24 protein-coding genes are annotated in these 25,869 nt (G+C 70.0%); 11 read left to right on the top strand and 13 right to left on the bottom strand.

The genetic code is table 11. The features are described 5' to 3' along the window. The first annotated feature begins 53 nt into the window (after positions 1-53). The 3 genes from purU to Q5716_RS15750 all read left to right on the top strand — a co-directional run bounded on the left by purU (position 54) and on the right by Q5716_RS15750 (position 4,215). Positions 54-911, top strand: coding sequence for a formyltetrahydrofolate deformylase (gene purU, locus Q5716_RS15740; protein WP_305004111.1), 858 nt, complete (start codon positions 54-56; stop codon positions 909-911). Continuing rightward, a complete protein-coding gene (gene nagA, locus Q5716_RS15745; protein WP_305004112.1) occupies positions 908-2,035 on the top strand; it encodes an N-acetylglucosamine-6-phosphate deacetylase in 1,128 nt (375 codons plus the stop codon). Before purU ends, nagA begins: the two co-directional genes overlap by 4 nt. A gap of 143 nt (positions 2,036-2,178) precedes the next feature. Continuing rightward, complete coding sequence (locus Q5716_RS15750; protein ID WP_305004113.1) at positions 2,179-4,215, top strand: cell wall-binding repeat-containing protein; 2,037 nt, start codon at positions 2,179-2,181, stop codon at positions 4,213-4,215. Here Q5716_RS15750 and Q5716_RS15755 read toward each other — a convergent pair. The 6 genes from Q5716_RS15755 to Q5716_RS15780 form a co-directional block, all read right to left on the bottom strand. After that, positions 4,212-4,982 (bottom strand): glucosamine-6-phosphate deaminase, encoded by a 771-nt coding sequence (locus tag Q5716_RS15755; protein WP_305004114.1) that lies wholly within the window; start codon positions 4,980-4,982, stop codon positions 4,212-4,214. The two genes, Q5716_RS15750 and Q5716_RS15755, sit on opposite strands and share 4 nt — an antisense overlap. Further along, positions 4,970-5,890: an ROK family protein gene (locus Q5716_RS15760; protein ID WP_305004115.1), complete on the bottom strand. Its 921-nt coding sequence runs from the start codon at positions 5,888-5,890 to the stop codon at positions 4,970-4,972. The genes Q5716_RS15755 and Q5716_RS15760 overlap by 13 nt, the downstream gene beginning before the upstream one ends. Beyond that, positions 5,887-6,726: a carbohydrate ABC transporter permease gene (locus Q5716_RS15765; protein WP_305004116.1), complete on the bottom strand. Its 840-nt coding sequence runs from the start codon at positions 6,724-6,726 to the stop codon at positions 5,887-5,889. Before Q5716_RS15765 ends, Q5716_RS15760 begins: the two co-directional genes overlap by 4 nt. Further along, complete coding sequence (locus Q5716_RS15770; RefSeq protein WP_305004117.1) at positions 6,723-7,628, bottom strand: carbohydrate ABC transporter permease; 906 nt, start codon at positions 7,626-7,628, stop codon at positions 6,723-6,725. Before Q5716_RS15770 ends, Q5716_RS15765 begins: the two co-directional genes overlap by 4 nt. An 88-nt stretch (positions 7,629-7,716) precedes the next feature. Continuing rightward, on the bottom strand, positions 7,717-9,000 hold the full coding sequence (locus tag Q5716_RS15775) for an extracellular solute-binding protein (RefSeq protein ID WP_369523981.1): 1,284 nt from the start codon (positions 8,998-9,000) through the stop codon (positions 7,717-7,719). 68 nt (positions 9,001-9,068) lie between these two features. Further along, the gene (locus Q5716_RS15780; protein ID WP_305004119.1) at positions 9,069-10,208 is read right to left on the bottom strand and encodes an ROK family transcriptional regulator; all 1,140 of its coding nucleotides are present in this window, start codon (positions 10,206-10,208) and stop codon (positions 9,069-9,071) included. Between the two features lie 182 nt (positions 10,209-10,390). Between Q5716_RS15780 and Q5716_RS15785 the strand changes: the two genes are divergently transcribed. Genes Q5716_RS15785 through Q5716_RS15795 form a run of 3 tightly spaced genes read left to right on the top strand, consistent with a single transcriptional unit; the run spans position 10,391 to position 13,249 of the window. Next, a complete protein-coding gene (locus Q5716_RS15785) occupies positions 10,391-10,867 on the top strand; it encodes an FMN-binding protein (RefSeq protein ID WP_305004120.1) in 477 nt (158 codons plus the stop codon). Beyond that, positions 10,827-11,720, top strand: a complete 894-nt coding sequence (locus Q5716_RS15790; protein ID WP_305004121.1) for an FAD:protein FMN transferase — start codon at positions 10,827-10,829, stop codon at positions 11,718-11,720. Before Q5716_RS15785 ends, Q5716_RS15790 begins: the two co-directional genes overlap by 41 nt. Further along, complete coding sequence (locus tag Q5716_RS15795) at positions 11,717-13,249, top strand: FAD-dependent oxidoreductase (RefSeq protein WP_305004122.1); 1,533 nt, start codon at positions 11,717-11,719, stop codon at positions 13,247-13,249. The genes Q5716_RS15790 and Q5716_RS15795 overlap by 4 nt, the downstream gene beginning before the upstream one ends. Here the strand turns inward: Q5716_RS15795 and Q5716_RS15800 are convergent. Beyond that, the gene (locus Q5716_RS15800; RefSeq protein WP_305004123.1) at positions 13,246-15,342 is read right to left on the bottom strand and encodes an LAVTG motif-containing sortase-dependent surface protein; all 2,097 of its coding nucleotides are present in this window, start codon (positions 15,340-15,342) and stop codon (positions 13,246-13,248) included. The two genes, Q5716_RS15795 and Q5716_RS15800, sit on opposite strands and share 4 nt — an antisense overlap. A 202-nt stretch (positions 15,343-15,544) precedes the next feature. Here Q5716_RS15800 and Q5716_RS15805 point away from each other — a divergent pair, with 202 nt between their 5' ends. After that, positions 15,545-15,964, top strand: coding sequence for an Hsp20/alpha crystallin family protein (locus Q5716_RS15805; protein WP_305004124.1), 420 nt, complete (start codon positions 15,545-15,547; stop codon positions 15,962-15,964). Between the two features lie 67 nt (positions 15,965-16,031). After that, complete coding sequence (locus Q5716_RS15810) at positions 16,032-16,604, top strand: YdeI/OmpD-associated family protein (RefSeq protein WP_305004125.1); 573 nt, start codon at positions 16,032-16,034, stop codon at positions 16,602-16,604. 61 nt (positions 16,605-16,665) lie between these two features. Here Q5716_RS15810 and Q5716_RS15815 read toward each other — a convergent pair whose 3' ends face one another. Beyond that, positions 16,666-17,880 (bottom strand): NADP-dependent isocitrate dehydrogenase, encoded by a 1,215-nt coding sequence (locus tag Q5716_RS15815; RefSeq protein WP_305004126.1) that lies wholly within the window; start codon positions 17,878-17,880, stop codon positions 16,666-16,668. A 105-nt stretch (positions 17,881-17,985) separates the two neighbouring features. Here Q5716_RS15815 and Q5716_RS15820 point away from each other — a divergent pair, with 105 nt between their 5' ends. Together Q5716_RS15820 and Q5716_RS15825 are read left to right on the top strand one after the other, a co-directional pair. Then, positions 17,986-18,438: a GNAT family N-acetyltransferase gene (locus Q5716_RS15820; RefSeq protein ID WP_305004127.1), complete on the top strand. Its 453-nt coding sequence runs from the start codon at positions 17,986-17,988 to the stop codon at positions 18,436-18,438. 4 nt (positions 18,439-18,442) lie between these two features. Continuing rightward, the gene (locus Q5716_RS15825) at positions 18,443-18,751 is read left to right on the top strand and encodes an MGMT family protein (protein ID WP_305004128.1); all 309 of its coding nucleotides are present in this window, start codon (positions 18,443-18,445) and stop codon (positions 18,749-18,751) included. Positions 18,752-19,115: 364 nt separating this feature from the next. Here the strand turns inward: Q5716_RS15825 and Q5716_RS15830 are convergent, their stop codons facing one another. The 5 genes from Q5716_RS15830 to Q5716_RS15850 all read right to left on the bottom strand — a co-directional run bounded on the left by Q5716_RS15830 (position 19,116) and on the right by Q5716_RS15850 (position 24,782). Next, a complete protein-coding gene (locus Q5716_RS15830; protein ID WP_305004129.1) occupies positions 19,116-19,541 on the bottom strand; it encodes a VOC family protein in 426 nt (141 codons plus the stop codon). A gap of 62 nt (positions 19,542-19,603) precedes the next feature. Further along, positions 19,604-21,409, bottom strand: coding sequence for an ABC transporter ATP-binding protein (locus Q5716_RS15835; protein WP_305004130.1), 1,806 nt, complete (start codon positions 21,407-21,409; stop codon positions 19,604-19,606). Further along, entirely contained in the window at positions 21,406-23,259 is a 1,854-nt protein-coding gene (locus Q5716_RS15840) for an ABC transporter ATP-binding protein (protein ID WP_305004131.1), read from the bottom strand. The genes Q5716_RS15835 and Q5716_RS15840 overlap by 4 nt, the downstream gene beginning before the upstream one ends. An 81-nt stretch (positions 23,260-23,340) precedes the next feature. After that, entirely contained in the window at positions 23,341-24,543 is a 1,203-nt protein-coding gene (gene ddaH / locus Q5716_RS15845) for a dimethylargininase (protein WP_305004132.1), read from the bottom strand. Between the two features lie 80 nt (positions 24,544-24,623). Further along, positions 24,624-24,782, bottom strand: a complete 159-nt coding sequence (locus Q5716_RS15850) for a hypothetical protein (protein WP_305004133.1) — start codon at positions 24,780-24,782, stop codon at positions 24,624-24,626. A 158-nt stretch (positions 24,783-24,940) separates the two neighbouring features. Here Q5716_RS15850 and Q5716_RS15855 point away from each other — a divergent pair. Continuing rightward, on the top strand, positions 24,941-25,869 hold a 929-nt coding region (locus Q5716_RS15855; RefSeq protein ID WP_305004134.1), incomplete at its 3' end, for a DUF222 domain-containing protein.

Consider the following 25,869-nt stretch of genomic DNA (forward strand, 5'->3'; position numbering starts at 1 on the left):
ACACTAGACCCGCGCGTCGCTGCGGGTCAACGACACGCCGCTACGCTGGGGTGGTGACCGACGCCGCGACCCACTGGATCCTCACTCTCGTCTGCGAGGACAAGCCGGGCATCGTGCACGCCGTCTCCGGCGCGATCGTCGAGGCCGAGGGCAACATCACCGAGTCGCAGCAGTTCTCGAGCGACGACACCGGTCGGTTCTTCATGCGCCTGCAGGTCGAGTCCCCCGTTTCCCGGGAGCGGTTCGAGGATGCCCTCGCCCCCGTCACCGCGAAGTACGGCATGACGTGGCAGCTCGACGTCGTGGGGCGCCCGCTGCGCACCCTCGTGCTCGTCTCCAAGGCGGGCCACTGCCTCAACGACCTCCTGTACCGGCAGCGGGCCGGTCAGCTCGGCGTCGACATCCCGCTCGTGCTCAGCAACCACCCGGATCTCGCGGGCCTCGCCGAGTTCTACGACGTCCCGTTCGAGTCGCACCCGGTGACGTCGGCGGGCCAGAAGCTCGCGTTCGAGGATCGCGTGCAAGAGGTCGTCGACCAGCACGACATCGAGCTCGTCGTGCTCGCGCGCTACATGCAGATCCTCTCGCCCGAGCTGTGCGCGGCGCTCGCCGGCCGGGTCATCAACATCCACCACTCCTTCCTGCCCGGATTCAAGGGCGCGAACCCGTACAAGCAGGCGCACGCCCGGGGGGTCAAGCTCATCGGCGCGACGGCCCACTTCGTGACGAGCGACCTCGACGAGGGCCCCATCATCGAGCAGAACGTCGTGCGGGTCGACCACTCGCGCAGTCCCGCGGAGCTCGTCGCGATCGGGCAGGACGAGGAGTCGCGCACCCTCACCCAGGCGGTCAAGTGGTTCTCGGAGGACCGGGTGCTGCTCGACGGCGCAAGGACGATCATCTTCCGATGAGCACCGTCGTCCACTCCGCGAGGAAGCTCGACGCCGACGGGCAGGTCGACGACTTCTGGATGCTCGTGGAGTCGGGCGTCATCGTGGCGACCGGAACCGGCGCGCACCCGGTCGCCGACGAGCTCGTCGACGCGGGCGGTCAGTGGCTCACGCCGGGCTTCCTCGACCTGCACGGCCACGGCGGGGGCGGGCACGCCTTCGACAACGGTGCCGACGAGGTCGCGGCCGCCCTCGCCACCCATCGCGCGCACGGCACGACCCGCTCCGTCATCAGCCTCGTCGCGAACCCGCTCGCCTCCCTGGGCGAGAGCCTCGAGGCGGTGGCCGAGCTCGCCGCAGCCGACCCTCTCGTGCTCGGCTCGCACCTCGAGGGGCCCTTCCTCGCTGCCGAGCGACGCGGAGCCCACAACCTCGAGTTCCTGCGCGACCCCGACCCCCTCGAGGTGGAGGAGCTGATCACCGCCGCGCGCGGGACCCTGCGCCAGATCACCCTCGCCCCCGAGCTGCCCAACGCCGGGGAGGCCATCGACGTGCTCGTCGAGGCGGGCGTCGTCGTCGCGGTCGGGCACACCGAGGCGAGCTTCGAGCAGACCCGGGCCGCGTTCGATCGGGGCGCGCGGCTCGTCACCCACGCCTTCAACGCGATGCCGGGCATCCACCACCGCTCCCCCGGTCCGGTGGTCGCGGCGTTCGAGGACGAGCGCGTCGTGCTCGAGCTCGTGCTCGACGGGGTGCACGTGCATCCGGATGTCGCGGCGCTCGCGTTCACGGCCGCGCCGGGCCGCATCGCGCTCGTGACCGATGCGATGGCGGCGGCGGGCTCGGTCGACGGCGACTACCGGCTCGGCTCCCTCAACGTGACCGTGCGCGAGGGGCTCGCGGTGCTCTCCGGAACCGACACGATCGCCGGGTCGACGCTCACCCAGGATGCCGCGCTCCGCTGCGCGGTCCGCACGGGCATCCCGCCCGCAGCCGCGGTGGAGGCGCTCACGCGCACGCCCGCTCGCGTGCTCGGCCTGGAGAAGCGGTTCGGGATGCTCGTCCCCGGCTTCGCCGCCGACGCCGTGCTCCTCGACCACGAGTGGCACGTGTCGGCGGTGTACGCCGACGGGCGCCGCCTCTAGGACTCTCGCTCAGGGCGCGGTGCGCATGAACTCAGGATGCACCGCGCTGGGATCCCGGGGCGGCACCCCGCACACCGATCGATCCTGAGTTCGCGCGGCGCGCCGCACCCGGGCGGGTATAGGCTGCCCGCGAGGGGGGCCTCGTGGGGATTCGCACCTGGATAACGGCGGTTACCGCCGCGGTCGTGATCGCGATGCCGCTCGCCCCTCCGCCGCCCGCGACGGCCGCGCCCCCCGCCGCCCAGCCCGTCGTCGTCGGCAACAGGCTCGTGGATGCCCGCACCGGGCTGACCTTCGTACCCCGCGGCGCCAACTGGCCGAGCTTCGAGTACGCGTGCTGGCAGGGCTGGGGCTACTCGGGGGATGAAGCGACGGCGGCAGAGGCCGCACTCATGGCGTCGTGGCGGATCAACACCGTGCGCATCCCCCTCAACCAGGACTGCTGGCTGGGCTTGCGGGGCAGCCCCGCCGGCTCCGGCCGGACTGCCGAGGGCTACCGCGCGGCGGTCGAGGCGTGGGTGGCGAAACTCAACGCGGCCGGCATCGTCGCGATCCTCGACCTGCACACGTCGGCCCCTCCGGGGTACTCCGCTCACGGGCAGCGCGCGATGCCGGACAGCCAGTCGACGGCGTTCTGGTCGTCCGTCGCCGCGCGGTTCTCGAGCAACCGCTCGGTGATGTTCGACCTCTTCAACGAGCCGTACTCGCGGTGGGGCACGAGCAGCTGGGTCTTCGAACTGACCTGGCAGTGCTGGCGCGACGGCGGCTGCCGACCACCGGTCGAGGACGACTACACGGGAACACTGAGCGGGGCGACGTATGCCGCGACGGGAATGTCCGCCCTCGTCGCCGCGGTGCGCACCGCCGGGGCGGAGCAGCCGATCCTCCTCGGCGGGATCGATTACGCCAACGACCTGAGGCAGTGGCTCGCCTTCCGCCCCGACGACGACCAGCTCGTGGCATCCTGGCACAACTATCCGGCGCAGCGCTGTCGCACGACGACATGCTGGAACACCGAGATCGCCCCCGTCGCCGCGGTCGTGCCCGTCGTGTCGACGGAGTTCGGGCAGACCGACGGCGGCAGCGGGCACCTGACGACGTTCATGACGTGGGCGGAGGCGCACGGCGTGGGCTACCTGCCGTGGGCGTGGTGGCGGGTCGAACCGAGCGAGTCGCTCAGCAACAGCCGGTACGCGCTCGTCACCGCCGACGATCAGCCCAAATCCCCGGCGGGCACGGCGCTGTATGCCCAGCTCGCGAGCATCCCGCCCGACCCGGAACCGCCGGTCGCGGTGGAGCGGATCTCGGGCGTCGACCGGTTCGCGGTCGGGGTCGAGGTCTCGCGTCGGGCGTACCCGGGCCCAGCCCCGGTCGTCGTGATCGCGAACGGGCTCGGTTTCGCCGACGCCCTCTCCGCCGGACCCGCCGCTGCGACGCTCGGCGGGCCGCTACTGCTCGTGACACCCACTGGAGTGCCTGGTGTCGTCAGGGATGAGATCGAGCGGCTCGATCCGGATCGCATCATCGTCGTGGGCGGGCCCGCGAGCGTCAGCGATAGTGTCGTCGCCCAGCTCAAGAACATCCAGCCGGACACCATCCGCCTGTGGGGACCCGATCGCTACGCCGCGTCGCGCGCCGTGGTCGAATACGCGTTCCCGAGCTCCGACGGAATTTACGTCGCAACCGGCGCAACGTTTCCCGATGCGCTGTCCGCCGCGGCCGCCGGCGGCGCGCGCGGGTGGCCGGTCCTGCTCGTCCCGGGATCCGCTCCCACACTCGACTCGGCGACGTCCGCGCTGCTCGGTTCAGTGGCACCGGATCGCATCGTGGTGGCCGGCGGCCCCGCATCCGTGAGCACCGGCATCCAGTCGTCTCTGTCCACGATCGCGCCGACGACGAGACTGTGGGGCGCGGATCGGTTCGAGGCGTCGCTCGCGATTGCGCTCGACGGTTTCCCCCGCACCGATCGTGTGCTGCTCGCCACCGGAGCGAATTTTCCGGACGCCCTCTCGGCTTCAGCGTGGGCGGGTCGGCTTCCCGCCCCTCTCGTCGCGGTTCCCGGTTCGTGCGTGCCGCGTGGTGTGCTCGACTACCTGGAATCGGCGGATGTCCAATCCGTCATTCTCGTAGGAGGTCCGGCTTCGCTGTCACCCGCCGTTGAAGCCCTCTCCCCCTGCTAGAGCGACTCCCAGTCGAAGCGGTTCGCCCACGCGTGGCGGTAGTAGTCCGCGAAGCGCAGCCGCGACGCCGCGGCCTCGTCGACGATGACGGTGACGTGCGGGTGCAGCTGGATCGCGGAACCCGGCAGGGATGCCGTCACCGGCCCCTCCACGGCTCCCGCGACCGCCTCGGCCTTGCGCTCGCCGAACGCGAGGAGCACGAGGTGCCGGGCGCGCAGGATCGTGCCGAGGCCTTGAGTGACGCAGTGCATCGGCACCTGGTCGAGCGACTCGAAGAATCGGGCGTTGTCGGCGCGGGTCTGCTCCGTGAGGGTCTTCACGCGGGTGAGCGAGGCGAACGAGGAGCCGGGCTCGTTGAAGCCGATGTGGCCGGTCGTTCCGATGCCGAGGATCTGCAGGTCGACTCCGCCCGCCGCGTCGATCGCCGCCTCGTAGCGCTCCCCCGCGGTCGCGAGGGGACCGTCGTCGTACGGCACGCGCACGAGCGACGGGGTGAGCCCGAGCGGTTCGACGACCTCCCGGGTGATGACGGCGCGATAGCTCTCCGGATGCCCGGCCGGCAGTCCGACGTACTCGTCGAGCGCGAACCCGCGCACGCGAGAGAGGTCGAGGCCGCGCGCCGCGAGCGCCCGCCACGTCGACAGCGGCGTGGACCCGGTCGCGAGACCGAGCACCGCGTCGGGACGGCGGGACACCAGGGATGCGATCGCCGACGCGGCGAGGTCCCCCGCCTCCGCCGAGGTCGGGAGGATGACTACCTCGGCCACGAGTCCTCCCCGGCCACACCGACGAGAGCGGCGCCGACCGCCGCAGCGGGGAACCCGGCGGGCACCACGGCAACCCGAGAGCTGAGGTCCACCGAGGCGAGGAACGCCGAGGCGCCCTCCCAGGATCGCAGCACCCCGACGACGTCGTCGAGCAGCTCCCCGCCGAGCGACGAGAGTCCGCCGCCGATCACGACGCTGTCGACGTCGACGGTGAGCACGAGCAGGCGCACGGCCGCGGCGACGTTCTCGACGAGTCGCGATCGGACCTCGACCGCGAGCGGCTCGCCCGCGGCGGCCGCCGCGAAGAGCGCGCGAGCGGGCTTGGGGTCGTCGGTCGGCCACTGCCGCGCGATCGCGGAGCCCGACGCGACCATCTCGAGGCACCCGCGCTGACCGCACGGGCACTCCGGGCCCGCAGGGTCCACGGGGATGTGCCCGACCTCTCCGGCCGCCCCGCGCGCCCCGCGCCACAGCCGTCCGCGCAGCACGAGCCCGGCGGCGAGCCCGGTGCCGAGGTTGAGGTAGGCCATCGAATGCTCGGGGTCGCGCCCGAGGAGTCGGAACGCTCCGAGCGCGGCGGCGTTCACGTCGTTGTCGATCCGCACCGGGCGGCCCAGCCGGCCCGCGAGGGCGGCTCCGAGGGGCAGGTCGTCGATACCGAGGTTGACGGCGTGGACGACGCGGCCCGCGGCATCCACCGCCCCGGGCACGCCGATGCCGATCGACTCGAAACCGGCGATGTCCGTTCCGGCCGCGGCGGCGAGGTCCGTCACCGCGGCGACGGCGGTGTCGAGCACCGCGTCGTGGCCGAAGCCCGTCGGGAGGCGCAGCTGGTGCTCGACCGCTCCGTCATCGCGGATGGCGACGGCATCCGTCTTCGTTCCACCGATGTCGATGCCGACCCTCATCCCTTCACCGCCCCCGCGACGAGTCCCGACGTGAGCCGGCCCTGCACGATGAGGAAGAAGACGATGACGGGGACCGCGACGAGCGTCGAGGCGGCCATGACCTGGCCCCAGTCGGTCTCTCGCGTGGCACTCGCCTGCACGAAGCCGCGCAGCCACAGCGGGAGGGTCTGGTTGGCCTCCGAGGGCAGCAGCACGAGGGCGACGGTGAACTCGTTCCACGCCTGGAGGAACGCGTACACCCCGGATGCCACGAGCCCCGGTGCGAGCAGCGGGAAGGTGATGCGCATGAAGGCACCGAAGCGCGAGAGCCCGTCGACCATGGCGGCCTCCTCGAGATCGGCCGGGATGCCCGCGACGAAGCCGCGCAGCATCCAGATCGTGAACGGCACGACGGCCGCCGTGTAGATGACGCTCGGTCCGATGACGGAGTCGAGCAGGCCCACGCTCGAGACCATCTTGTACTGGGCGATGAAGAGCCCCTCGGCGGGGAGCATCTGCACGACGAGCACCGCGACGACGAAGGACGTGCGCCCCCGGAAGCGGAAGCGGCTGATCGCGAGGGCCGCGAGGAACGCGAACAGCAGGCACGCGACGACGACGGTGAGGGTGATCGCGAGGCTCATGCCGAGGGCGCGGAAGAAGGAGCCGTCGGCGAGTGCGCCCGCGTAGTTGCTGCCGGTCGGGCGAGCCGGGAAGAACGTGGGGATGAACGAGTTCAGTACCGCCGTGGGGATGAGCGACGAGCTCACCATCCAGTACACGGGGAACGCCCACAGTGCGGCGATGACGACGGCCAGCGCCGACAGGAGCAGTCGACGGATGCGGACGCGGGTCATTGCTGGTCCTCCTTCAGGAGCGACCGGATGTAGAACCAGCTGAGCGCGATGGTGATCGCGAGCACGAGGATGGAGACGGCACTGGCCATCCCGAAGTCCTGGGCGCTCGTGCCGAGCTTGTAGATGTAGGTGCCGAGCAGGTCGTAGTCGCTCGCCTTGCTGCCGGCATCCTGGAGCATCGTGATCTGGGTGAAGACCCGCAGGTCCCAGATGAGCTGGAGAAGAAGCACGATCGCGATGACGGGGCGGACGAGCGGCAGGATGATCGACCAGAACCTCTGCCAGCCGTTCGCGCCGTCCAGCTGGGCTGCCTCCATCACCTCCTCGGAGACCTGGGTGAGGCCCGCGTAGACGCTGAAGGAGACGAACGGCACGCTCATCCAGACGACGATGATGCTCGCGACGAGGAAGAACGTGATCGGGCTCGCGAGCCACTGGAAGCGGTAGAGCTCGACGCCGGGGATCATGTCGAGCACGTAGTTGATGACGCCGCGCCGCCAGTCGAACAGCCAGATCCAGACGGTCATCGCGGCGACCACCGGCATCGACCACGCCAGCAGGAGCGCGACCTGCAGGATGAGCCGGGCCGTCCTCGTGACGGCGGTCATGAGCAGCGCGAGGAGTGTGCCGACGACCAAAGTGACGGCCGCGGTGATCACGCAGAACGCGAGGGAGCGGGCGACGACGACCCAGAGGGCGCCGTCGGTCGCGAGGGTGATGAAGTTCTCGAGGCCCACGAAGGGCGCGGGCTGCCCGAACTGCTGGGCGAGCCCGTACTCGTGCAGCGAGGTGACGATCTGCCAGACGAGCGGGTAGCCCATGCCGAGCAGCAGGATCGCGACCGCCGGCAGGAGCAGGAGGTACGGGGTGCGCGAGCGGCGCAGGGTGACGGATGACGACATGGGGGTACCTCCTTTCGGTGGGGTGAGCGGTGGTTCAGTGCGGCTGGTGCGGCGAGCGGGACCTGGCATCCCGCCCGCCGCACACCTGTTAGCCGTTGAGCAGAGCGGTGATCTTCTCGTCGTACTCGGCTGCGAGCGCCGGGATGTCCCCGCCCTCGTTGACCTTGCCGAAGAACTCCTCGAGCAGGCCCGAGCCCTCGACCGCGGCCCAGCCGGGCGCGGCGGGGGTCAGCTTGCTCCCCGCGGCGGACTCGCGCAGCGCGACGGCGAACTGGTCGTCGCCGAGCGAGTCGGCGTAGTCCAGGTTGGCCGGACCGAGGCCGTTCTCGCCGAGCATCGTCTGGTACTCCTCGGAGAAGATGATCTTCATCAGCTCCTTCGCGGCGGCCTGGTTCTTGCTCGCCGCGGAGATCGCGATGTTGGAGCCGCCCGCGAACACCGGCGCCACTCCGCCGTCGACGCCCGGGAGCACGAAGGTGCCGAACACCTCGTCGTTCCAGGTCGCGACCTGCTTGGTGTCGTCGTTGGGGTCCGGAGCGAGGTCGCCGATCGACCAGTGCGCCCAGCCGGGTGCGATGATCGTCGCCGCCTCGGGCGCGCCCGTGGCCTCGTTGTTGTTGATGTTCACCCACGGCGTGCTGTCGTACTCCGTGACCGGGGCGAGCGAGGCGCTCTGGAACAGCGACTGCAGCTGGGTGAGACCCTCGATCGTGTTCGGGTCGGAGAGGGTGGACACCCACTGGTCGCCGTCCTTGACCGCGAGCTCTCCGCCGTTGGCGAAGATCCACGAGATGCCGTTGCGCCAGTCCTGGCCGCCGATGTAGAAGCCCGACTGCGTCGCCGTCTTCAGGGATGCCGCGGTCTCGTTGAACTCGGCGAGGGTCGTCGGCACCTCCTTGCCGGCAGCCGACCAGATGTCCTTGCGGTAGAACATGTAGCGCGAACCGAAGTAGTACGGGAGCGCGTAGTTCGCCCCGTCGACCTCGCCGATCTCCACGAACGACGGCAGCAGGGAGTCGCCGCCGAGCTCGTCGTACATGTCGCTGATGTCGGTGAAGGCGCCGACGGTCGTGAAGGTCGGCGACCACGTGTTGCCGATCTCGACGACGTCCGGGGTATTCTCGGCATCAGGCAGGGCTGTGGTGAGCTTGGACAGAGCGTCGCCCCAGGACTGCTCCTCGATAGTGAGGGTGCCCCCGGTTGCGTCCGCGTACTCGGTCTTAAGGTAGTCGCGCAGCGCATCCGGGGTGTCACCGCCCATCAGCCACAGGGTGATGTCCGTGCCGCCCGCGTCTTCGGGGGCTGGCGTGGAGCACCCGGCGAGCACGAGAAGCGCGGCGGTGGCCGCGGCGACCGCTCCGATCTTCTTCATTGTCATTGTGTGTCTTCCTTCTAGTGGGACTCACGCGACGCCTGGCTGGCGCCTCGCTGGTGCAAGGGTCAGGAGACCCCGAGCTGCGCGGAGAGGACCATGGCGGCGGCGCCGCGCATGACGATGTCCTCTCCGAGCGCTGTCATCCGCAGCGTCAGATCGCCGTGGAACTCGGCCATCGTGCGACTGCGGAGCGTGTCGATGGTCGCGCTCGCGAGCGTGCCATCGAGGAGTTCGGTCGGTCCGCTCAGCACGACCTCAGCGAGGTTGAGCGCTCCGACGACGGGGGCGAGGGCGATGCCGAGCCGCTGGCCGGCCTCCCTCAGCACCTGGGCGCGGGCATCCGCGTCGGCTGCCGCCGCGAGCGCGCCCTGCAGCCGCGGAGTGGCGAGCCACGTCTCGAGGCAGCCGCGCTTGCCGCACACGCACTCGGCTCCGCCGTCGGTGCCGACGACGACGTGGCCGATCTCGCCCGCGGCGAAGCGGCTGCCGTAGAGCGGGGTGCCGTCGAGCAGGAGCGCGGCACCCACACCGTGCCCGACCTTGATGAGCATCATGTCGCTGTCGGCGCCCCCGAAGCTGTGCTCGGCGAGTGCGGCGGCGTTCGCGTCGTTGGCGACGACCACCGGAACGCCGAAGCGGTCGGCGAGGATGCCCTGCAGATCCACGTTCGCCCACCCGAGGTTCGGGGCGCTCAGCACGACTCCGGCGAGGTCGACGATGCCGGGGGATCCGACGCCGAGCCCGAGCAGCGGACGCGTGGCGTGGGCGACGAGCTGCTCGGCGAGGGTGACGACGAGGGCCGTGGCATCCTCTCCCGTGGCTCCCGCGAGGGGCAGCTCCGCGCGGTGGAGGATCTGCCCGTCGAGGTCGAGCACGGCGCCCCGGAAGGTGGCGTACTCCGAGAGGTCGATGCCGACGATCTGGAAGGAATTGCGGTCGAGGTCGAGGAGGGTTGCCGGCTTGCCGGGTCGGGCGTCCTCGCGCTGCCCCACCTCGATGATGAGCCGCTCGAGGATGAGCTCGGCGACGAGGTCGGAGATCGTGACGCGCGTGAGGCCGGTCTCGCGGGCGATGTCGGCGCGCGAGAGCTGACCGGTGCGGTAGAGCGTCTGGAGCACGAGCGCGCGGTTGTGCCCGCGGGCGTGCTCCGGCAGCACCTTGGTGGTCGGGCGCAGTGCCCGTCCGGTCGTGAACCCCGTCGTCATGTTTGTTAGTAAACCTTACGAACAAACCCGGCGCAAGAGGACGAACGGAGATTTACACGCCCGTTACACGGAGGGGGGCATCCCGATCCCCAGCGCCTTCTCAGCCGCCTCCAAGCCATCGGAATCCAAACCCGACATGCTTGATACGACAACGACGCGATCCGAGACGATCAAGGAGATCCATGCGCACGCTCACCGACAGCAAGACGGCCATCGCTTTCGCGGCGGGACTGACCCTCGTCGGCGCCCTCGCCGGGTGCAGCACCACGACCTCCCCGACCGACGACACGACCGACGCCACGATGCCGGACACCACCGAGGAGACGTCGTCCCCCACCGACACCACCGACTCGGGAGACGCCACCTACGCGGACGGCACCTACAGCGCTACCGGCCAGTACCAGTCCCCGAACGGCACCGAGACCCTCGACGTCACGATCACGCTCCAGGACGACATCATCACCGACGTCCAGGTCGTCGGCGAGGGCACCAACCCCAACACCATCCGCTACCAGGGCGAGTTCATCGGCGGAATCGCGGCGATCGTCGTCGGCAAGGACATCGACGAGATCTCCGTGAGCAAGGTCGCCGGGTCCTCGCTCGCGAGCGGCGGCTTCAATGCCGCCGTCGAGACGATCAAGGCCGACGCTGCCGCCTAGCCTCGAGTTCGAGGCCATCGGCACGCGCTGGCAGGTCGACAGCGCAGAAGCCCTCGAGCCAGAGCTCGTCCTCGCGATGCACGAGCGCATCGCGCGCTTCGACGCGACGTGGTCGCGGTTCCGGGATGACTCGCTCGTCAGGCGCATCGCGCGCGAGCCGGGGTCGTGGCGGCTCCCCGCCGACGCGCCCCCGCTCCTCGACCTCTACCGCCGCCTCTACGTCGCCACCGACGGCGCCGTGAGCCCGCTCGTCGGACGCTCCCTCGAAGTGCTGGGCTACGACGCCGCGTACTCGCTGCGCCCGAGCGGTCCGGCGCGGCCGGCGCCCGCGTGGGAGGACGCCGTGCGGTGGGATGGCTCGACCCTCACGGCGGTGCGGCCCGTCATGATCGACATCGGAGCCGCCGGCAAGGGCTACCTCGTCGACCTCGTGGGCGAACTGCTCGTCGCCGGTGGCGCCACGGGCGTCGTCGTCGACGCGAGCGGGGACCTCCGGAGGTGGGATGCCGCACCCGGGTACCGCGTCGCGCTCGAGCATCCCGCCGACCCGACGAAGGCGATCGGCGTCATCGAGCTGGGCGGCCGCGCGATCTGCGCCTCGGCGACCAACCGTCGCGCGTGGGGGAACGGGCTGCACCACGTCCTCGACGCGACCACCGGGCTGCCCACCTCCCGTGTGATCGCGACGTGGGCGATCGCCCCCACCGCGCTCGTCGCGGACGGGTGCGCGACCGCGCTGTTCTTCGCCGACGCGGACCGGATCGCCGAGGAGTTCGGCGTCCAGTTCGTGCGCGTGCACTCGACCGGGCGAGTAGAGTTCTCGCCGGACCTGGACGGGGAGATGTTCCTATGAAGCAGTGGCTCGATCGCGTCACCGGTGCCGTCACGATGTACAGCCTGCTGCTCATCGTGCTCGGTGCGACCACGGTCCTGGCCCTCGTGCTCTCGTTCTTCGGGCAGATGTCGGGGTACTCGCCGCTCGCGATCGTCGTGACGAACGTCGTCGCCGTCGGGGTGACGGTCGGCACGAGCATCCTGTTCGGGCTCGTCTTCCGGGCGAAGCCGCACCTCGAGTCGGCGATCATCACCGGCGTGCTGCTGTTCTTCCTCTTCCCGCCGACGCTCGACCCGAAGCAGCTCGCGGGGGTCGCGATGGCCGGCGCCGTGGCGAGCCTCTCGAAGTACGTGCTCGCGATCCGCGGCCGCCACGTCGCCAACCCCGCGGCGATCGGCGCCGTCGTCGTCTCGCTCACCGGACTCAACTTCGCGAGCTGGTGGGTGGCGACCCCGTACCTGCTGCCGCTCGTCGCGATCGGCGCCTTCCTCGTGCTCTACCGCACGCAGCGCTTCAGCATGGCCGGGGTGTTCATCGGCGTCGCCGTGGTGATCTGGGTGACCCGCTATCTGCTGCAGGGCAGCGATCTCGCCGCAGGGCTCTCCTTCGTGCTGCTGTCGTACCCCACCGTCTTCCTCGCCGGGTTCATGCTCACCGAGCCGCTCACCCTGCCCCCGCGGCGCTGGCAGCAGCTGCTCGTCGCCGCCGTCGTCGGCGTGCTGTTCGCCTCGACGTTCGCGATCGGCCCCGTCGCGCCCGGCTGGCCGGTGCTCTACTCGAGCCCCGAGCTCGCGCTCGTCGCGGGCAACGTCATCGCCTTCTTCTTCGGGCAGCGCCGGGCGATCCGCATGGAGTACCTCGGCAAGCGCGAACTGAGCCCGTCGACGTGGGAGCTGTCGTTCCAGCCGTCGCGACCGGTGCGGTTCCTGCCCGGCCAGTACATGGAGCTGACCATCCCCCACCGCCGCGCGGACTTCCGCGGCAGCCGTCGCTACTTCTCCATCGCCTCCGCGCCGACCGACCACGGCCCGCTGACCTTCGCGATCACCGTGCCGAGCAAGTCATCGAGCTTCAAGCGCGCCCTGCTCGACCTCGAGCCGGGTGCCGAAGTGCGCGGAACGGGTGTGGGCGGCGACTTCGCCCTGCCACGAGATGTCTCGCAACCGCTGCTCCTCGTCGCGGGCGGCATCGGCATCACTCCCTTCGCCTCGCAGCTCGCGCACGCCGCCGAGCGCGGCGAGCACCGCGACGTCACCGTCGTCTACGCGACGAGCACGCCGGGCGCGCTGCCCTACCAGGAGCTCCTCGAGCGAACCGGGGCGCGCGTCATCCTGTTCGCCCCGGACGCCCCGTCGCCGCTCCCGGCCGGCTGGATCCACGGCGGCACCGGCCGCGTCACCGCGGAGGGCATCGCGGCGACGGTTCCGGATGCCGCGCGCCGGCGCGCCTTCGTCTCGGGGCCGCCCGCCCTCGTGGGCGACCTCCGCCGAGCCCTGCGCGCGCAGGGAGTGCGGCGCGTGCACACGGACTACTTCTCGGGCTACTAGGCCCTCCGGGTCCGGCGCGCGAGCAGCACTCCCCCGAGCACGGTGAGCACTCCCGCCGCGACGATGCCGCCGACGGGGATGCCGCTGCCGGTGCTCGCCAACGGCCGCGGGTCCGCGGGAGCGGCGGCCGGGAGCTGCACCACCCACTCGTGCACGGCAGCCTCGCCGGAGTTGCCCGCGGCATCCGTCGCCCGAACCGATAGCTCGTGCCCGCCGGCGGCGAGACCCGTCAGCTCGAGGGGGCTCGCGCACTCGTCGAAGGCCCCGCCATCGAGCGAGCACTCGAACATCGCGAGGGGTGCGGCAGCGACAGCGATCGGGAGACCGACGGGCGACGCATCCGTCGAGCGGAACTCGAAGGTCGCGCTGGCCCCGCTCGTCAGGGGCGCGCGGGTGAACTCGACCACGGGTGCAACGGTATCGACAGTCCACGTCGCCGTCGCCGACGCCGTCAACCCGGCGTTGTCGGTGACCGAGATCACGACCTCGTGCTCCCCCTCTGCGAGGCCGCTGAGCGAGATCGGCGACGAGCACGGCACCGAGTCGCCGTCCGCCGAGCAGGACTGCGACTGGATGCCCGAGCCCGTGTCCACGACCGTGAAGACGATCGACGCGCTCGCCTCGTTCGTGAACTCGGCGGGCGCGGACTCGATCTCGACAGTCGGCGGCACGGTGTCCACGAGCCAGTCGTGGCCCACGGAATCGGACGTGTTGCCGGCGTTGTCGACCGCGATGACGCCGAACTCGTGCTCGCCGTCGCCCAGCCCGGAGAATTCGAAGGGCGACGCGCACGGGTCGACGATGGTGCCGTCCAGCACGCACACGAAGCGTGCCACTCCCGACACCCAGGGATCGTGGCGTCCCTCGCCCGCCGTGAACGAGAGGGAGCCGGACGCGGAACCCGAGACCGCGGGCGGCGTGGCCGTCAGGCTGACGACGGGGCTCGTCCGATCGACGACGAACGAGCGACTCAGCGACGCCGTATTGCCGACCGCGTCGCGGGCATCCACGGTGAACGAGTACCGGCCCTCGACGTCGCTCAGCACCTGAGGCGACGCGGCGCAGGCGCCGCTGGTGTTGACCGCCTCGTCCGCGTTCTCGAAGGCGTACTCGCACTCGAGCGTCGCGGTCGGGTCGTCGACGGTCCACGAGATGCTCGCGGGGGCGTGCGTGAGGAACGGCTCGACCTCGTCGATCGAGATCACCGGGGCGGAGGCATCCGCCGTCCAGGTTCGCTCGTCGGCGGTCTCGTTGCCGGCCCGGTCGATCGCCCAGACCGTGACGGTGTGCTCGCCGTCGGTGAGACCGTCGAGCACGAGCGGAGAGACGCACTCGGCACGCTCGGCGTCATCGAGCGCGCACTCGAACCGGTCGATGCCGGATTGGTAGGGAGGCACGATCGTGCCCTCCGAATCGACGTCGGCGCCCTCGAACTCGAACTGCGCCTCGGCTCCCGACTCGGTGCCGGGGTCGCTCGTGATCGACACTTCGGGCAGCACACGATCGAGGAAATACGTGATGCTGTCGCCGCCCTCCTGCCACCACGTGTCAGTGGCGGTGACAGTGTAGGTGTGCGGTCCGTCGAGGCCGGTGTTGACGATGGAGGGCGAGTCGCAGTCGCCCGAGCTCCAGTAGGGTCCGCTCGAGCCGGTCTGCAGGTCCTCGCACCAGATGCGCCGGATGCCCGTGCGGTCCGTGACCGTGAACTCCACGTTCGGCACCGCGTTGATGTACTGCGGCAGGGGCTCGATCTGCACGACCGGGCCAGCGTCGTCGACGGTCCATACGGCGGTCGCGCCGTTGGTCGTGGGCGAGGCGAACAGCATCGTGTGGTCGCCATCGGACAGCCCGGTCACGGTGTAGCCGTCCGGGCAGGCCTGCCACGGGCCACCGTCGAGGGAGCACGTGACGTCGTCGCCGGTGTCCGTCGAGTCGATGAACTCGTAGTGGAACGTCGCCGACGTCTCGTCGGTGATGCCGACGGTTGTGCCCGTCACGACGAGGATACCCGATGCGGCGAGTGCTGGGGCGACCGGCACGACCGCGAGAGCGACCGCAACCGCGGCGGCGGACAGGAGGGCGGGTCGGTGCACTGAGGACTCCTCGGAGGCAGGGATAACCCGAATATATCGAGATAAATGCACGCATGGCAATTAACTCGTCGTGGCCGCACTCGAGGCCGGCGTGCATCCTCGTTCGCCCCCTGCGAACGCACTGGCACTCGCGCATCCCGAGTGCTAATTTGTTCGTAGTTGAGTCACAGCGACTCAAGTTTCGAGAGAAGGAACACAGACCATGGCAGTACTCTTCGACCCGTTCCGCGAGTTCGACCGCGGTGCGACCCGACAGGGTCCGCGCCGCATGCCGATCGACCTCTACCGCGACGGCGACCACTACGTCCTCACCGCCGACCTTCCGGGCATCGACCCGGGATCCGTCGACGTCGACATCGACGGCCAGCTGCTCACGGTGCGCGCCGAGCGCACCCCCCGCAGCCAGGAGGGCGTGAAGTGGCTTGCCCGCGAGCGCCAGGGCGGCACCTACCTCCGCCAGCTCACCCTCGGCCAGGGCATCGACACCGCGGCCATCTCCGCGAACTACGACAACGGCGTGCTGAGCGTCGTCATCCCGGTGAGCGAGCAGGCCAAGCCGCGCAAGGTCGAGGTGACCGCGAACGCGGCCCCCGCCGCGAGCGTCGAGGTCGCCGCGAGCTAGTCGGCGTATCCTCGCCAGGAGCCCCCGGTACCACCGCGGTATCGGGGGCTTCTTCTACGATCGGGGCATGGTTTCCTTCGCGGACAAGCCCCTCGTCGACGTCGGCTCGGTCGCCCAATGGGAGGCGTACATCCTCGAGCAGGGCACGGACGACGGCGTCCGCCTGAAGCTCCGCAAGAAGCTGTCGAGCGCACCCGGCATCACCTACGACGAGGCGCTCGAGGTCGCCCTGTGCCACGGCTGGATCGACGGCCAGGTCGCACGATTCGACGACGACTACGTGCTGCAGGCGTTCACGCCGCGCCGACGCGCGAGCCCGTGGTCGCAGCGCAACATCGGCATCGTCGAGAGGCTCATCGCCGAGGGGCGCATGCGCGAGGGCGGTCAGGCCGAGATCGATCGCGCCAAGGCGGACGGCCGGTGGGATGCCGCGTACCGGGTGAAGGATGCACCGGTGCCCGTCGAGCTGCAGGCGGCGCTCGACGCAAGCCCGAGCGCCGCGGAGGCCTTCGCGGCCCTCAACGCTCAGAACCGCTGGGCCTTCATCTTCCGCGTCTCGCAGCTCAAGCGCGCCGACTCCCGCGAGCGCGCCGCCGCTCGCTTCGCCGCCATGCTCGAGCGCGGAGAGAAGTTCTACTAGCCGGCGGGCGTCTACGGGCGGAGACATCCGGAAGCGGACATCCCCACCCACGGCCCCCGAGTTACCCCAGGCGCGCCGCCAGCGCTTTGTCGAGCGTGTCGAGGAACTCCTCGGTGGTCTCCCACTTCTGGTCCGGCCCGACGAGGAGCGCGAGGTCCTTCGTCATGTGGCCCTCCTCGACGGCCGTGATGACGACCTCTTCGAGCGTGTCGGCGAACGTGGCCAGCTCGGGGTTGTTGTCGAGCTTCGCGCGGTGCGCGAGGCCGCGGGTCCAGGCGAAGATCGACGCGATCGGGTTCGTCGACGTGGGCTTGCCGGCCTGGTGCTGGCGGTAGTGGCGGGTGACTGTGCCGTGGGCAGCCTCCGCCTCGACGACCTTGCCGTCGGGGGTGGAGAGCACGGAGGTCATGAGCCCGAGCGAACCAAAGCCCTGCGCGACGGTGTCGGACTGCACGTCTCCGTCGTAGTTCTTGCACGCCCAGACGTACCCGCCCTCCCACTTCATGGCCGAGGCGACCATGTCGTCGATGAGGCGGTGCTCGTAGGTGAGGCCGGCGGCGTCGAACTTGTCCTTGAACTCGGTGACGAAGACCTCCTCGAAGATGTCCTTGAACCGGCCGTCGTACGCCTTGAGGATCGTGTTCTTGGTGGAGAGGTACACCGGGTAGCTGCGGGCGAGGCCGTAGTTCAGGCTCGCGCGGGCGAAGTCGCGGATCGAGTCATCCAGGTTGTACTGCACCTGGGCGACGCCGTCGCCGGGCGCCTGGTAGACCTCGAACTTGAGCGGCTCGGAGCCGTCCTCGGGGGTGAACTCGACCGTGAGGGTGCCCTTGCCCGCGAAGCGGAAGTCGGTGGCGCGGTACTGGTCGCCGAACGCGTGACGGCCGATGATGATCGGCTTGTTCCAGCCGGGCACGAGGCGCGGGATGTTGGAGATGATGATCGGCTCGCGGAAGATCACGCCGCCGAGGATGTTGCGGATGGTGCCGTTGGGGCTCTTCCACATCTTCTTGAGGCCGAACTCCTCGACGCGGGCTTCGTCGGGGGTGATGGTCGCGCACTTGACGCCGACGCCGTGCTTCTGGATGGCGTGGGCCGCGTCGATGGTGACCTGGTCGTCGGTCGCGTCGCGATGCTCGATGCCGAGGTCGTAGTACTCGAGGTTCACATCGAGATAGGGGTGGATGAGGGTGTCCTTGATCTTCTGCCAGATGATGCGCGTCATCTCGTCGCCGTCGAGCTCGACGACCGTTCCCTCGACCTTGATCTTTGCCACGGTGCTTCCTCTCAGTTGGCCGCGACAATCCTACTAGCACTCGTAAAGTATCTCGACATCGAGATATCTTGGCGGATGCCCGTGCGCCCGCTTAGTCTGAAAGGCATGGGCGAGCTGAGACTGGAAGAACTGTCCGCCAAGACGATCGTGGCGGCCAACAACCTCACTCTGCGTCGGGGCCAGGAGCAGTTCGTCACTCCCCCGTCGTACGCGATCGCCGACAGCTTCCTGAACCCGGTGACATCCTGGCCGCGAGTCGTGCTCGACGAGGACCGCGTGGTCGGGTTCATCCGGGGCAACTTCGACCCGGATGCGACGCAGGAGGAGTTCCGCAGCTGCGTGTGGCGGGTGACCGTCGCGGGCGACCGCCAAGGCACGGGCGTCGGCAAGTTCGCGGTGCTCGCGCTCGCCGAGGAGGCGAAGAGCCGCGGCTTCGACCACATCACCGCACTCTGGGAGCCCGGGGATGACGGCCCGGAGGAGTTCTTCCTCCGCGTCGGCTTCGTCATCACCGGCCAGAGCCAGTACGGCGAGAACATCGGCACGCTCTCCATCTAGCCCGGTGCAGACGCCATCCGACGACTTCGTGAGCCGAGTGCTCGACGTCGTCGCCGACATCCCGGCCGGTCGCGTCATGACGTACGGGGATGTGGCCGCGGCGCTCGGCTCCCGGGCGGCGCGGGCGGTCGGCACCGTCATGGCGCACTATGGCGGAGAGGTGCCCTGGTGGCGCGTCGTGCGGGCGAGTGGGCATCCACCGATCGACCACGAGACCCAGGCGTTGCAGCACTACCGAGCCGAGTCGACACCGCTGCGCTGGTCGCGCGACTCGTACCGCGTGGATCTCGCGGCGGCGCGGCACCGACCGTAGCCCTGCAGGGCGCGCATTCACGCGGTCGCCCGGTCGCCGCCGTCGCCCGGTCGCCGCCGTTGCCCCGGTCACCCCGGTCGCCCGGTGCTTTCCGAAACGACGGAGATCAGGCACGATGCGGCCGGGGTTTGCGAGAAGAGCGCCGCGGATGCCCTCTCCTCCGCCTTTTCGGCACTGGAGTGCCCTTATCCACCGATGCCAGCTTCCTCCGGCCGGCCAGCTCGGCAGTGCGCGAGCGTCGAGTTCATGGCATCCCTCGTCTACGACATCTGGCGCCGCGGCGGCATCGCGCGAACCCGCGAGCTGCTCGCCGACGGCCACACCTCGCACGCGTTGACCGCGGCGGTCAGGTCCGGCACCATACTCAGGGTAAGACAGGGCCACTACTGACGCGGCGGGCGCGGGCCGGGTCGGAGTCCGACATGTAGCGGGGCAGGATGCTCGGCGTCACCTGCCACGCCACGCCGAAGCGGTCGCGGAGCCATCCGCACATCGATTCCTCGCCACCGTCTGCGAGCAGCGCGTCCCAGTAGTAATCGACTTCCTCCTGGGTCTCGACGACGACGGCGAGCGAGATCGCGTCGGTGAAGCCGGGGCCGCCGCCGTCGATGAGGATGAACCGCTGGCCGGCGAGCTCGAAGTCGGCCGAGAGGAGCGCGCCCGCGTTGGGCGACCCCTCGGGCCACCGGGTCTCAGAAATCACGCGCGCGTCGGGGAAGAGCGAGGTGTACAGCTCGAGCGCCTCCGCAGCGCGCGACTCGAACCAGAGGCAAGGCGTGATCGTCGTCATGTTCACACCGTACACTTTGATCCGCGATGCGACCAGGGGCGCATCCGACCCGAGTCCGCCCCCTACACGAGCGAGTCGCGCCACGCGGCGTGCAGCTGCGCGAACCGGCCCGTGCCGCCGATGAGCTCGGCGGGCGTGCCATCCTCGACGATGCGCCCGTGCTCCATGACGAGCACCCGGTCGGCGATCGCGACCGTCGAGAGCCGGTGCGCGATGATCACGGCGGTGCGATCGGCGAGCAGCGTCTGCAGCCCCTCCTGCACGAGACGCTCCGACGGGATGTCGAGCGAGGCCGTCGCCTCATCGAGGATGAGCACGACCGGGTCGGCGATGAACGCGCGCGCGAACGAGAGCAGCTGCCGCTGCCCCGCCGACACGCGACCGCCGCGCTTGTTCACATCCGTGTCGTAGCCGTTCGGCAGGCCCTCGATGAACTCGTGGGCACCGACGGCGCGGGCCGCGGCGACGATCTCCTCGCGGGTCGCGTCGGGCTTGCCGAGCGCGATGTTGTCGGCGACCGTGCCCGAGAAGAGGTATGCCTCCTGCGTCACCATGACGATCGCTCGGCGGAGGTCCTTGGGGTGCAGCCTGCGCAAGTCGACGCCGTCGAGCGAGACCGTGCCGAGGGTCGGGTCGTAGAACCGCGAGATGAGCTTCGCGAGAGTCGACTTGCCCGCGCCCGTCGATCCGACGAGTGCGATCGTCTGCCCGGCCGGGATGTCGAGATCGAAGGTCGGCAGGATGACGCGGTCCGACTTGTACGCGAACTCCACCCCCGAGAACGTGACCCGGCCCTGCGCCTTCCGAAGGTCGATCGGCCGAGTCGGGTCGGCGACGGACGGCTTCTCCTCGAGCACGCCCGAGATCTTCTCGAGCGCCGCGGCCGCGGACTGGTACGAGTTGTAGAACATCGCCATCTCCTCCGCGGGCGCGTAGAACTGCCGCGTGTAGAGGAGGGTCGCGAGGAGCGTTCCGATGAGCAGGGTGCCGTCCGCGACACGGATGCCGCCGACGACGAGCACGATCGCGAGCGCGATGTTGCCGATGAGCACGAGGCCCGGGTCGTAGATGCCGAACAGCTGGATGACGCGCGCGTTGGCATCCCGGTAGTCCTCGACGAGCCCGCCGAACTCCTTCTCGTTGCGCTTCTCCTTGCGGAACGCCTTGACCGCCCGGATGCCCGTCATGCTCTCCACGAAGTGCACGATGAGGCGCGCCGACGCGGTGCGAGTCTGACGGAATCGTGCTTGCGAGCGCTTCTGGAACCAGCGCGTGAGCAGCAGCAGCGGCACGAGCGAGCCGAACAGCACGAGCCCCGAGACCCAGTCGAGCGCGATGAGCGCGATCGCCGTGAAGGTCATGTAGAGCAACCCCGAGACGAGGTTGTTGATGCCCGAGTCGAGGAGCTCGCGGATCGCGTCGAGGTCGCTCGTCTGACGCGCGATGATGCGCCCCGACGTGTAGCTCTCGTGGAAGTCGAGCGACAGCCGCTGGGTGTGGAGGAACACCCGCTTGCGCAGGTCGAAGAGGATGGTCTGGCTGATCCGCGCCGAGAGCACGGTGTACCACGCGATGAGCACGGCGCCGATGACACCGGTGAACAGGTACGCGCCGACCGCGCCGGCGAGCGGGAACCAGTCCTGCGCGAGCAAGGCCGGCAACCCGTTGTTGATGCCGTAGGCGATGAACAGCGGCCCGGCGACCTGCGCCGCCGTGCTGATGACGACGACCGCCATCGTGAGGAACACGCGCGCGCGGACGGGTCGCAGGAGCGACCCCAGCAGGCGCAGCGACCGCTGCCGGATGGCTCGGCTCTCCTCCTTCGTGTAGTCGTTGCGCTCCTCGCCCTCGACTCCCGTCACGCTCATCGGTCGGCCTCCTTCCGGGCGTCGGCATTTCCCTCTGCGCGGCCTTGTGAGTCCGCTCCACGGAGAGCTTCGCTCTCCGCTTCGAGCGACGAGATGACATAGCGGTAGTGCTCGCTCGACGCGAGCAGCTCGGAGTGGGTGCCGACCGCGGTCACGCGGCCCTCCTCGAGGAGGGCGACGCGGTCCGCGAGCATCACGGTCGAGGGGCGGTGGGCGACGATGAGGGCGGTGGTGGAGGCGAGGACGCGCCGCAGCGCGGCCTCCACGAGGGCCTCGGTGTCGACGTCGAGCGCGGAGAGCGGGTCATCCAGCACGAGCACCGACGGTCGGGCGGCGACCGCTCGGGCGAGCGCGAGACGCTGGCGCTGACCGCCGGAGAGCGACAGCCCCTCCTCGCCGACCTTCGTCTCGAGCCCGTCGGGCAGGTCGTACACGAATCCGGCCTGCGCGATCTCGAGCGCTTCGGCGAGGTCGGCGTCGGACGCGTCGGGGCGGCCGAGGAGCACGTTCTCGCGCACGCTCGCGGAGAAGAGCGTCGCATCCTCGAACGCCATCGCGAGGTGGGTGCGGAGCTCCTCGAGGGTGAGGTCGCGGATGTCGACACCGTCGACGAGGATGCGCCCCGCCGTCACGTCGTAGAGCCGCGTGGTGAGGGCAGTGAGCGTCGACTTCCCCGAGCCGGTCAGTCCGACGAGGGCCATCGTCTCCCCCGGCTCGATCGCGAGGTCGACCCCGTCCAGGAGGTCGGGCACGCGCGGCGGCGAGTCCTGGTACCGGAAGTGGACACCCTCGAAGACGACGCGGCCCCTCGGGTCGGCGATCGACTGCGGCGATTCCGGGTCGGTGATCGTATTGACGGTGTCCATCACCTCGAAGAAGCGGTCGGCGGCGGTGCGCGTGTCGAACGTCATCGACAGCAGGAAGCCGATCGACTCGACCGGGAAGCGCAGCACCGCGGCGGTCGCGAAGAACGCGAACAGCTGGCCGACGGTCATCTGCTCCTGCACGGTCAGCCACACGCCCGCGAGCAGGCTGAGGGCGAAGGTCACGTCGGGGACGAGGAGCAGCCACAGCCAGATGCCGGCGATCGCTCGGGCCTTCTCGATCTCGGTCCCGCGGAGTTCCTCGGCCTGGCTCGCGAAGTTCTTGAGCGCGTGCGGCCCGCGGCCGAACGCCTTGAGCACGCGGATGCCGTGCACCGACTCCTCGACAGTGGTGGCGAGGTCTCCGGCCTGGTCCTGGCTGCGCCGGGCGACGACCGAGTACTTGTTCTCGAACACGTAGCCGTAGATCCACAGCGGGATCGAGCACACCAGGAAGATGAGCCCGAGCAGCCAGGAGATGCTCATGAGGAACACGAGGCCGACGACGATCGTGATGACGTTGACGACGAGCAGCACGAGCCCGAACGAGATCCAGCGGCGGATCAGGTTGAGGTCGCTCACGGCGCGCGAGAGCAGCTGTCCGCTCGGCCAGCGGTCGTGGAAGCTCACCGGCAGGCTCTGCAGTTGCGCGTACAGCCCGTTGCGCAACCGCGCCTCGATGTGGGTGCCGGGCGTGAGCACGAACCACCGCCGCAGCGCGATCATGATGGCCTCGAGGATGCCGAGCGCGAGCACCGCGGTGAAGGCGGGCCACACCTGCCGCACGTCTCCCGTGGACAGCGGTCCGTCCACGAGGGAGCGGAGCACCTGCGGGATGAGCAGCGCGACGAGCCCGGCGAGCAGGGCGGCGATCATCCCGAGGATGATCCGCGGCATCGCCGGCTTGGCGTACGGGTACAGGCGCCGGATCGCGGCGAACGTGCTCGTACTGCGGTTACGACCGGAGTCGGTCGACGGTGAAGACATGTGAGAGGTTCCCTGGAGGCTCGTGGGCAGCCTTCCAGGCTAGACCTGCCTCAGCGTCGCTGCAACCTCGGCTTCGGGCGGCTACCGGATGCGCACCGAGAGGCACGTGACGCAGCCCTCGAGCTTCTCGAACTCGGAGACGTCGACGGTCACGACGCGGTACCCGAGGTCCTCGAGGAGCGCCTTGGTCTTCGGCGCTGCGGACGACAGGAGCACGGCATCCGGCCCGAGCACCACGACGGCGGCACCGTGCGCCTCGGGCACCGGGAGGAACCGCTCGAAGACGCTCGGAGCCTCGAGGTACTTGGCGAAGCCGATGACGGTGCCGTCGGGAAGCGCGGTGACGGCGCTCTTGAGGTGCAGCGCCTTCGTGATGGGCACCGCGATGACGGTATAGCCGAGCGGCGCCACGATCGCGCGGAGCTGACGGATGCCCTCGCCGTTGGTCCGTCCGCCTCGGCCGACGTACACCGTCGAGCCCACCTTGAGCACGTCGCCGCCGTCGAGGGTGCCGGGGCGGGTGATCTGCTCGACGCGGTGGCCGAGCGACTCGACGAGCTCGCGGATGCCGTCGATCTCGCCGGCCCGCGAGTCGGCTCCGGGGCTCGTGATGACCGCCACGTCGCCGAACATGACCACGACGTCTTCGATGAAGACGGAGTCGGGATGCTCGTCCGCGGGCTCCGCCTGCACAATCTCGAAGCCCTCAGTCTCCAGGGCGCTGACGTAGGCGTCCCACTGCTCCTGGGCGAGGTCGGAGTCGACGGGCGTGCGCTCGAGGTGGGTGAGCTCGCCGTTCTCGAGGGAATCGGCGGGGACGCGGACGATCGCGATCGGGCGGCGGGGCGACCCCGGGAACGCCCGCCACACGGCACGGCCCACGGTGAGGGCCGCGACGACGGCCGCGACCTCGAAGACGAGGCTCGTGCCCGCCAGGCTCCCGAGGAGGTAGTCGGTCACTTCCTGGCTCCACGCGGTGCCCGTCGACAGCACGGTGTACGCAGTGCCCGCGACGGACGCGAGGATGCCTCCCGCGAGACCCGCGAGGCCGGCGCCCCACCACGACCGGAACGCGCCCGCGACCGCCGCGCCGAACAGGAGCACGACGAGGGCGATGGCCGCCGGGAGGAAGTACGTCGTGAGCGGTCCGAGGTTGGCCGCGGCCGCCCCGTTGGTGACGAAGAATACGAGGATCGTCGCGACGAGGGCCGTCGCCGAGACGGCGAGGGCGACGAGGGCGGATGCCGCGAGACGGCGGGGCACGGGGAGGGGGCGCTGCTGCATCCCGCCAACCTATCGGTCGGAGTCTATGAACGGGCTGGGGGCGTTGGTCCTGCTTGCTGAGCCCGCTCGCATGAGCCGCCTCAGGGCAGGGGCTGCTGCCCTTCTGTGGGCTGCGCCTCGGGAAGAACCTCGTCGATCTCCTCGGGCAGCACGTCGCCGTCCTTCTCGACCCAGCCGTCGCCGAGCGCGGTGGGGGCGTCGTCGTCGGGGCTGTCGGGGGTGGGGGTGGTGTTCGTCATGAATGTCTCCTCTCGTGCTTCCACCGTAGAAGCGGACGGGAGTCGGTGGGAGGGGTTGTGTCGTGACGAGGTTCTGTGCACAAAGGAGGGCGGGCGAAGTTCTCCACAGATTCCGATTCAGTCGAACATAGGTTCGATAGTCCGTGCAAAATGGGGGTATGACTTCTCCCGCCCTGACCGCTCTTCGTGAGCTGCTCGACGCCCTGCCGTCGGGTGCGGACGGGGTGGTCGCGGTGGAGGAGATCGGTCGGGTCGTGGATGCCGCGCGGGTGCGGGTCGCGGGTTCGGTGGATACGGGGGCGGCGGAAGCCTTGGGGTTCGCCTCGCCGGTGGCGGCGGTCGCGACGTTGGCGCGGGTGTCGGAGAGAACGGCCCGGGCCCGGTTGGCGGTCGCGGCGGTCACCCGGGTGGACCGGTCGCTGTCGGGGGCGGAGGTACCGGCACGGTTGCCGGTGCTGGCTGCCTCGTTGGAGCAGGTGGGGTTGGATGCTGCTGAGCTCATCACTCGACAGCTCGGTGCCGTGCAGGCGCACGTGGAGCCGGGGTTGCTGGTGGCGACCGAGCAGGTCTTGGTGAACTTGGCCTCCGGGTTGGACGCTTCTGGTTCGCACCCCGTGGTGCCGCAGTCGGTGACGTCGCTGGCGGGACAGTTCTCGCTGATCACCGCGGCGATCGACCCGGACGGGGCCAGACCGCGGGAGGAACGCGCCCGACGACGCCGGTCGTTCCGGATTGGTCAGCAGGACTCCGACGGGCTCATCCCCGTGTCAGGACTACTGATGCCTGAAGTGGGGTCGCTGCTGCTCGGGCTGATGGAAGCCCACCGCCGCACCCCGCGGTTCACTGAGGAACCCGAACTCGCGCACTACGAGCCAACTGACACCCGCACCCCGGAGCAGCGCCGCCACGACACCCTCGCGACCATCCTCATCGCCGCCGCCCGCACCAAAGACGCCCCCGTGTTGGATGGGATGCCCGTCACCGTCGTCGTCACCACCACCCTCGCCGACCTCGCCCACGAGGACGGCCGCGCGGGTGACCCGATCGGTGTCATGGCCGGATCGCGGGTGCCGGTGTCTCGGGAGGC

The sequence above is a fragment of the Antiquaquibacter soli genome (assembly GCF_030580675.1).
Classification (GTDB): Bacteria; Actinomycetota; Actinomycetes; order Actinomycetales; family Microbacteriaceae; genus Rhodoglobus; species Rhodoglobus soli.

Excerpts from the sequence above, each read along its gene's own strand:
- nagA (WP_305004112.1), top strand. The coding sequence starts at position 908 with ATGAGCACCGTCGTCCACTCCGCGAGGAAGCTCGACGCCGACGGGCAG.
- Q5716_RS15760 (WP_305004115.1), bottom strand. The coding sequence starts at position 5,890 with ATGAGGGTCGGCATCGACATCGGTGGAACGAAGACGGATGCCGTCGCC.
- Q5716_RS15765 (WP_305004116.1), bottom strand. The coding sequence starts at position 6,726 with ATGACCCGCGTCCGCATCCGTCGACTGCTCCTGTCGGCGCTGGCCGTC.
- Q5716_RS15770 (WP_305004117.1), bottom strand. The coding sequence starts at position 7,628 with ATGTCGTCATCCGTCACCCTGCGCCGCTCGCGCACCCCGTACCTCCTG.
- Q5716_RS15775 (WP_369523981.1), bottom strand. The coding sequence starts at position 9,000 with ATGAAGAAGATCGGAGCGGTCGCCGCGGCCACCGCCGCGCTTCTCGTG.
- Q5716_RS15780 (WP_305004119.1), bottom strand. The coding sequence starts at position 10,208 with ATGACGACGGGGTTCACGACCGGACGGGCACTGCGCCCGACCACCAAG.
- Q5716_RS15785 (WP_305004120.1), top strand. The coding sequence starts at position 10,391 with ATGCGCACGCTCACCGACAGCAAGACGGCCATCGCTTTCGCGGCGGGA.
- Q5716_RS15790 (WP_305004121.1), top strand. The coding sequence starts at position 10,827 with ATGCCGCCGTCGAGACGATCAAGGCCGACGCTGCCGCCTAGCCTCGAG.
- Q5716_RS15795 (WP_305004122.1), top strand. The coding sequence starts at position 11,717 with ATGAAGCAGTGGCTCGATCGCGTCACCGGTGCCGTCACGATGTACAGC.
- Q5716_RS15805 (WP_305004124.1), top strand. The coding sequence starts at position 15,545 with ATGGCAGTACTCTTCGACCCGTTCCGCGAGTTCGACCGCGGTGCGACC.
- Q5716_RS15810 (WP_305004125.1), top strand. The coding sequence starts at position 16,032 with ATGGTTTCCTTCGCGGACAAGCCCCTCGTCGACGTCGGCTCGGTCGCC.
- Q5716_RS15820 (WP_305004127.1), top strand. The coding sequence starts at position 17,986 with ATGGGCGAGCTGAGACTGGAAGAACTGTCCGCCAAGACGATCGTGGCG.
- Q5716_RS15830 (WP_305004129.1), bottom strand. The coding sequence starts at position 19,541 with ATGACGACGATCACGCCTTGCCTCTGGTTCGAGTCGCGCGCTGCGGAG.
- Q5716_RS15835 (WP_305004130.1), bottom strand. The coding sequence starts at position 21,409 with ATGAGCGTGACGGGAGTCGAGGGCGAGGAGCGCAACGACTACACGAAG.
- Q5716_RS15840 (WP_305004131.1), bottom strand. The coding sequence starts at position 23,259 with ATGTCTTCACCGTCGACCGACTCCGGTCGTAACCGCAGTACGAGCACG.
- ddaH (WP_305004132.1), bottom strand. The coding sequence starts at position 24,543 with ATGCAGCAGCGCCCCCTCCCCGTGCCCCGCCGTCTCGCGGCATCCGCC.
- Q5716_RS15850 (WP_305004133.1), bottom strand. The coding sequence starts at position 24,782 with ATGACGAACACCACCCCCACCCCCGACAGCCCCGACGACGACGCCCCC.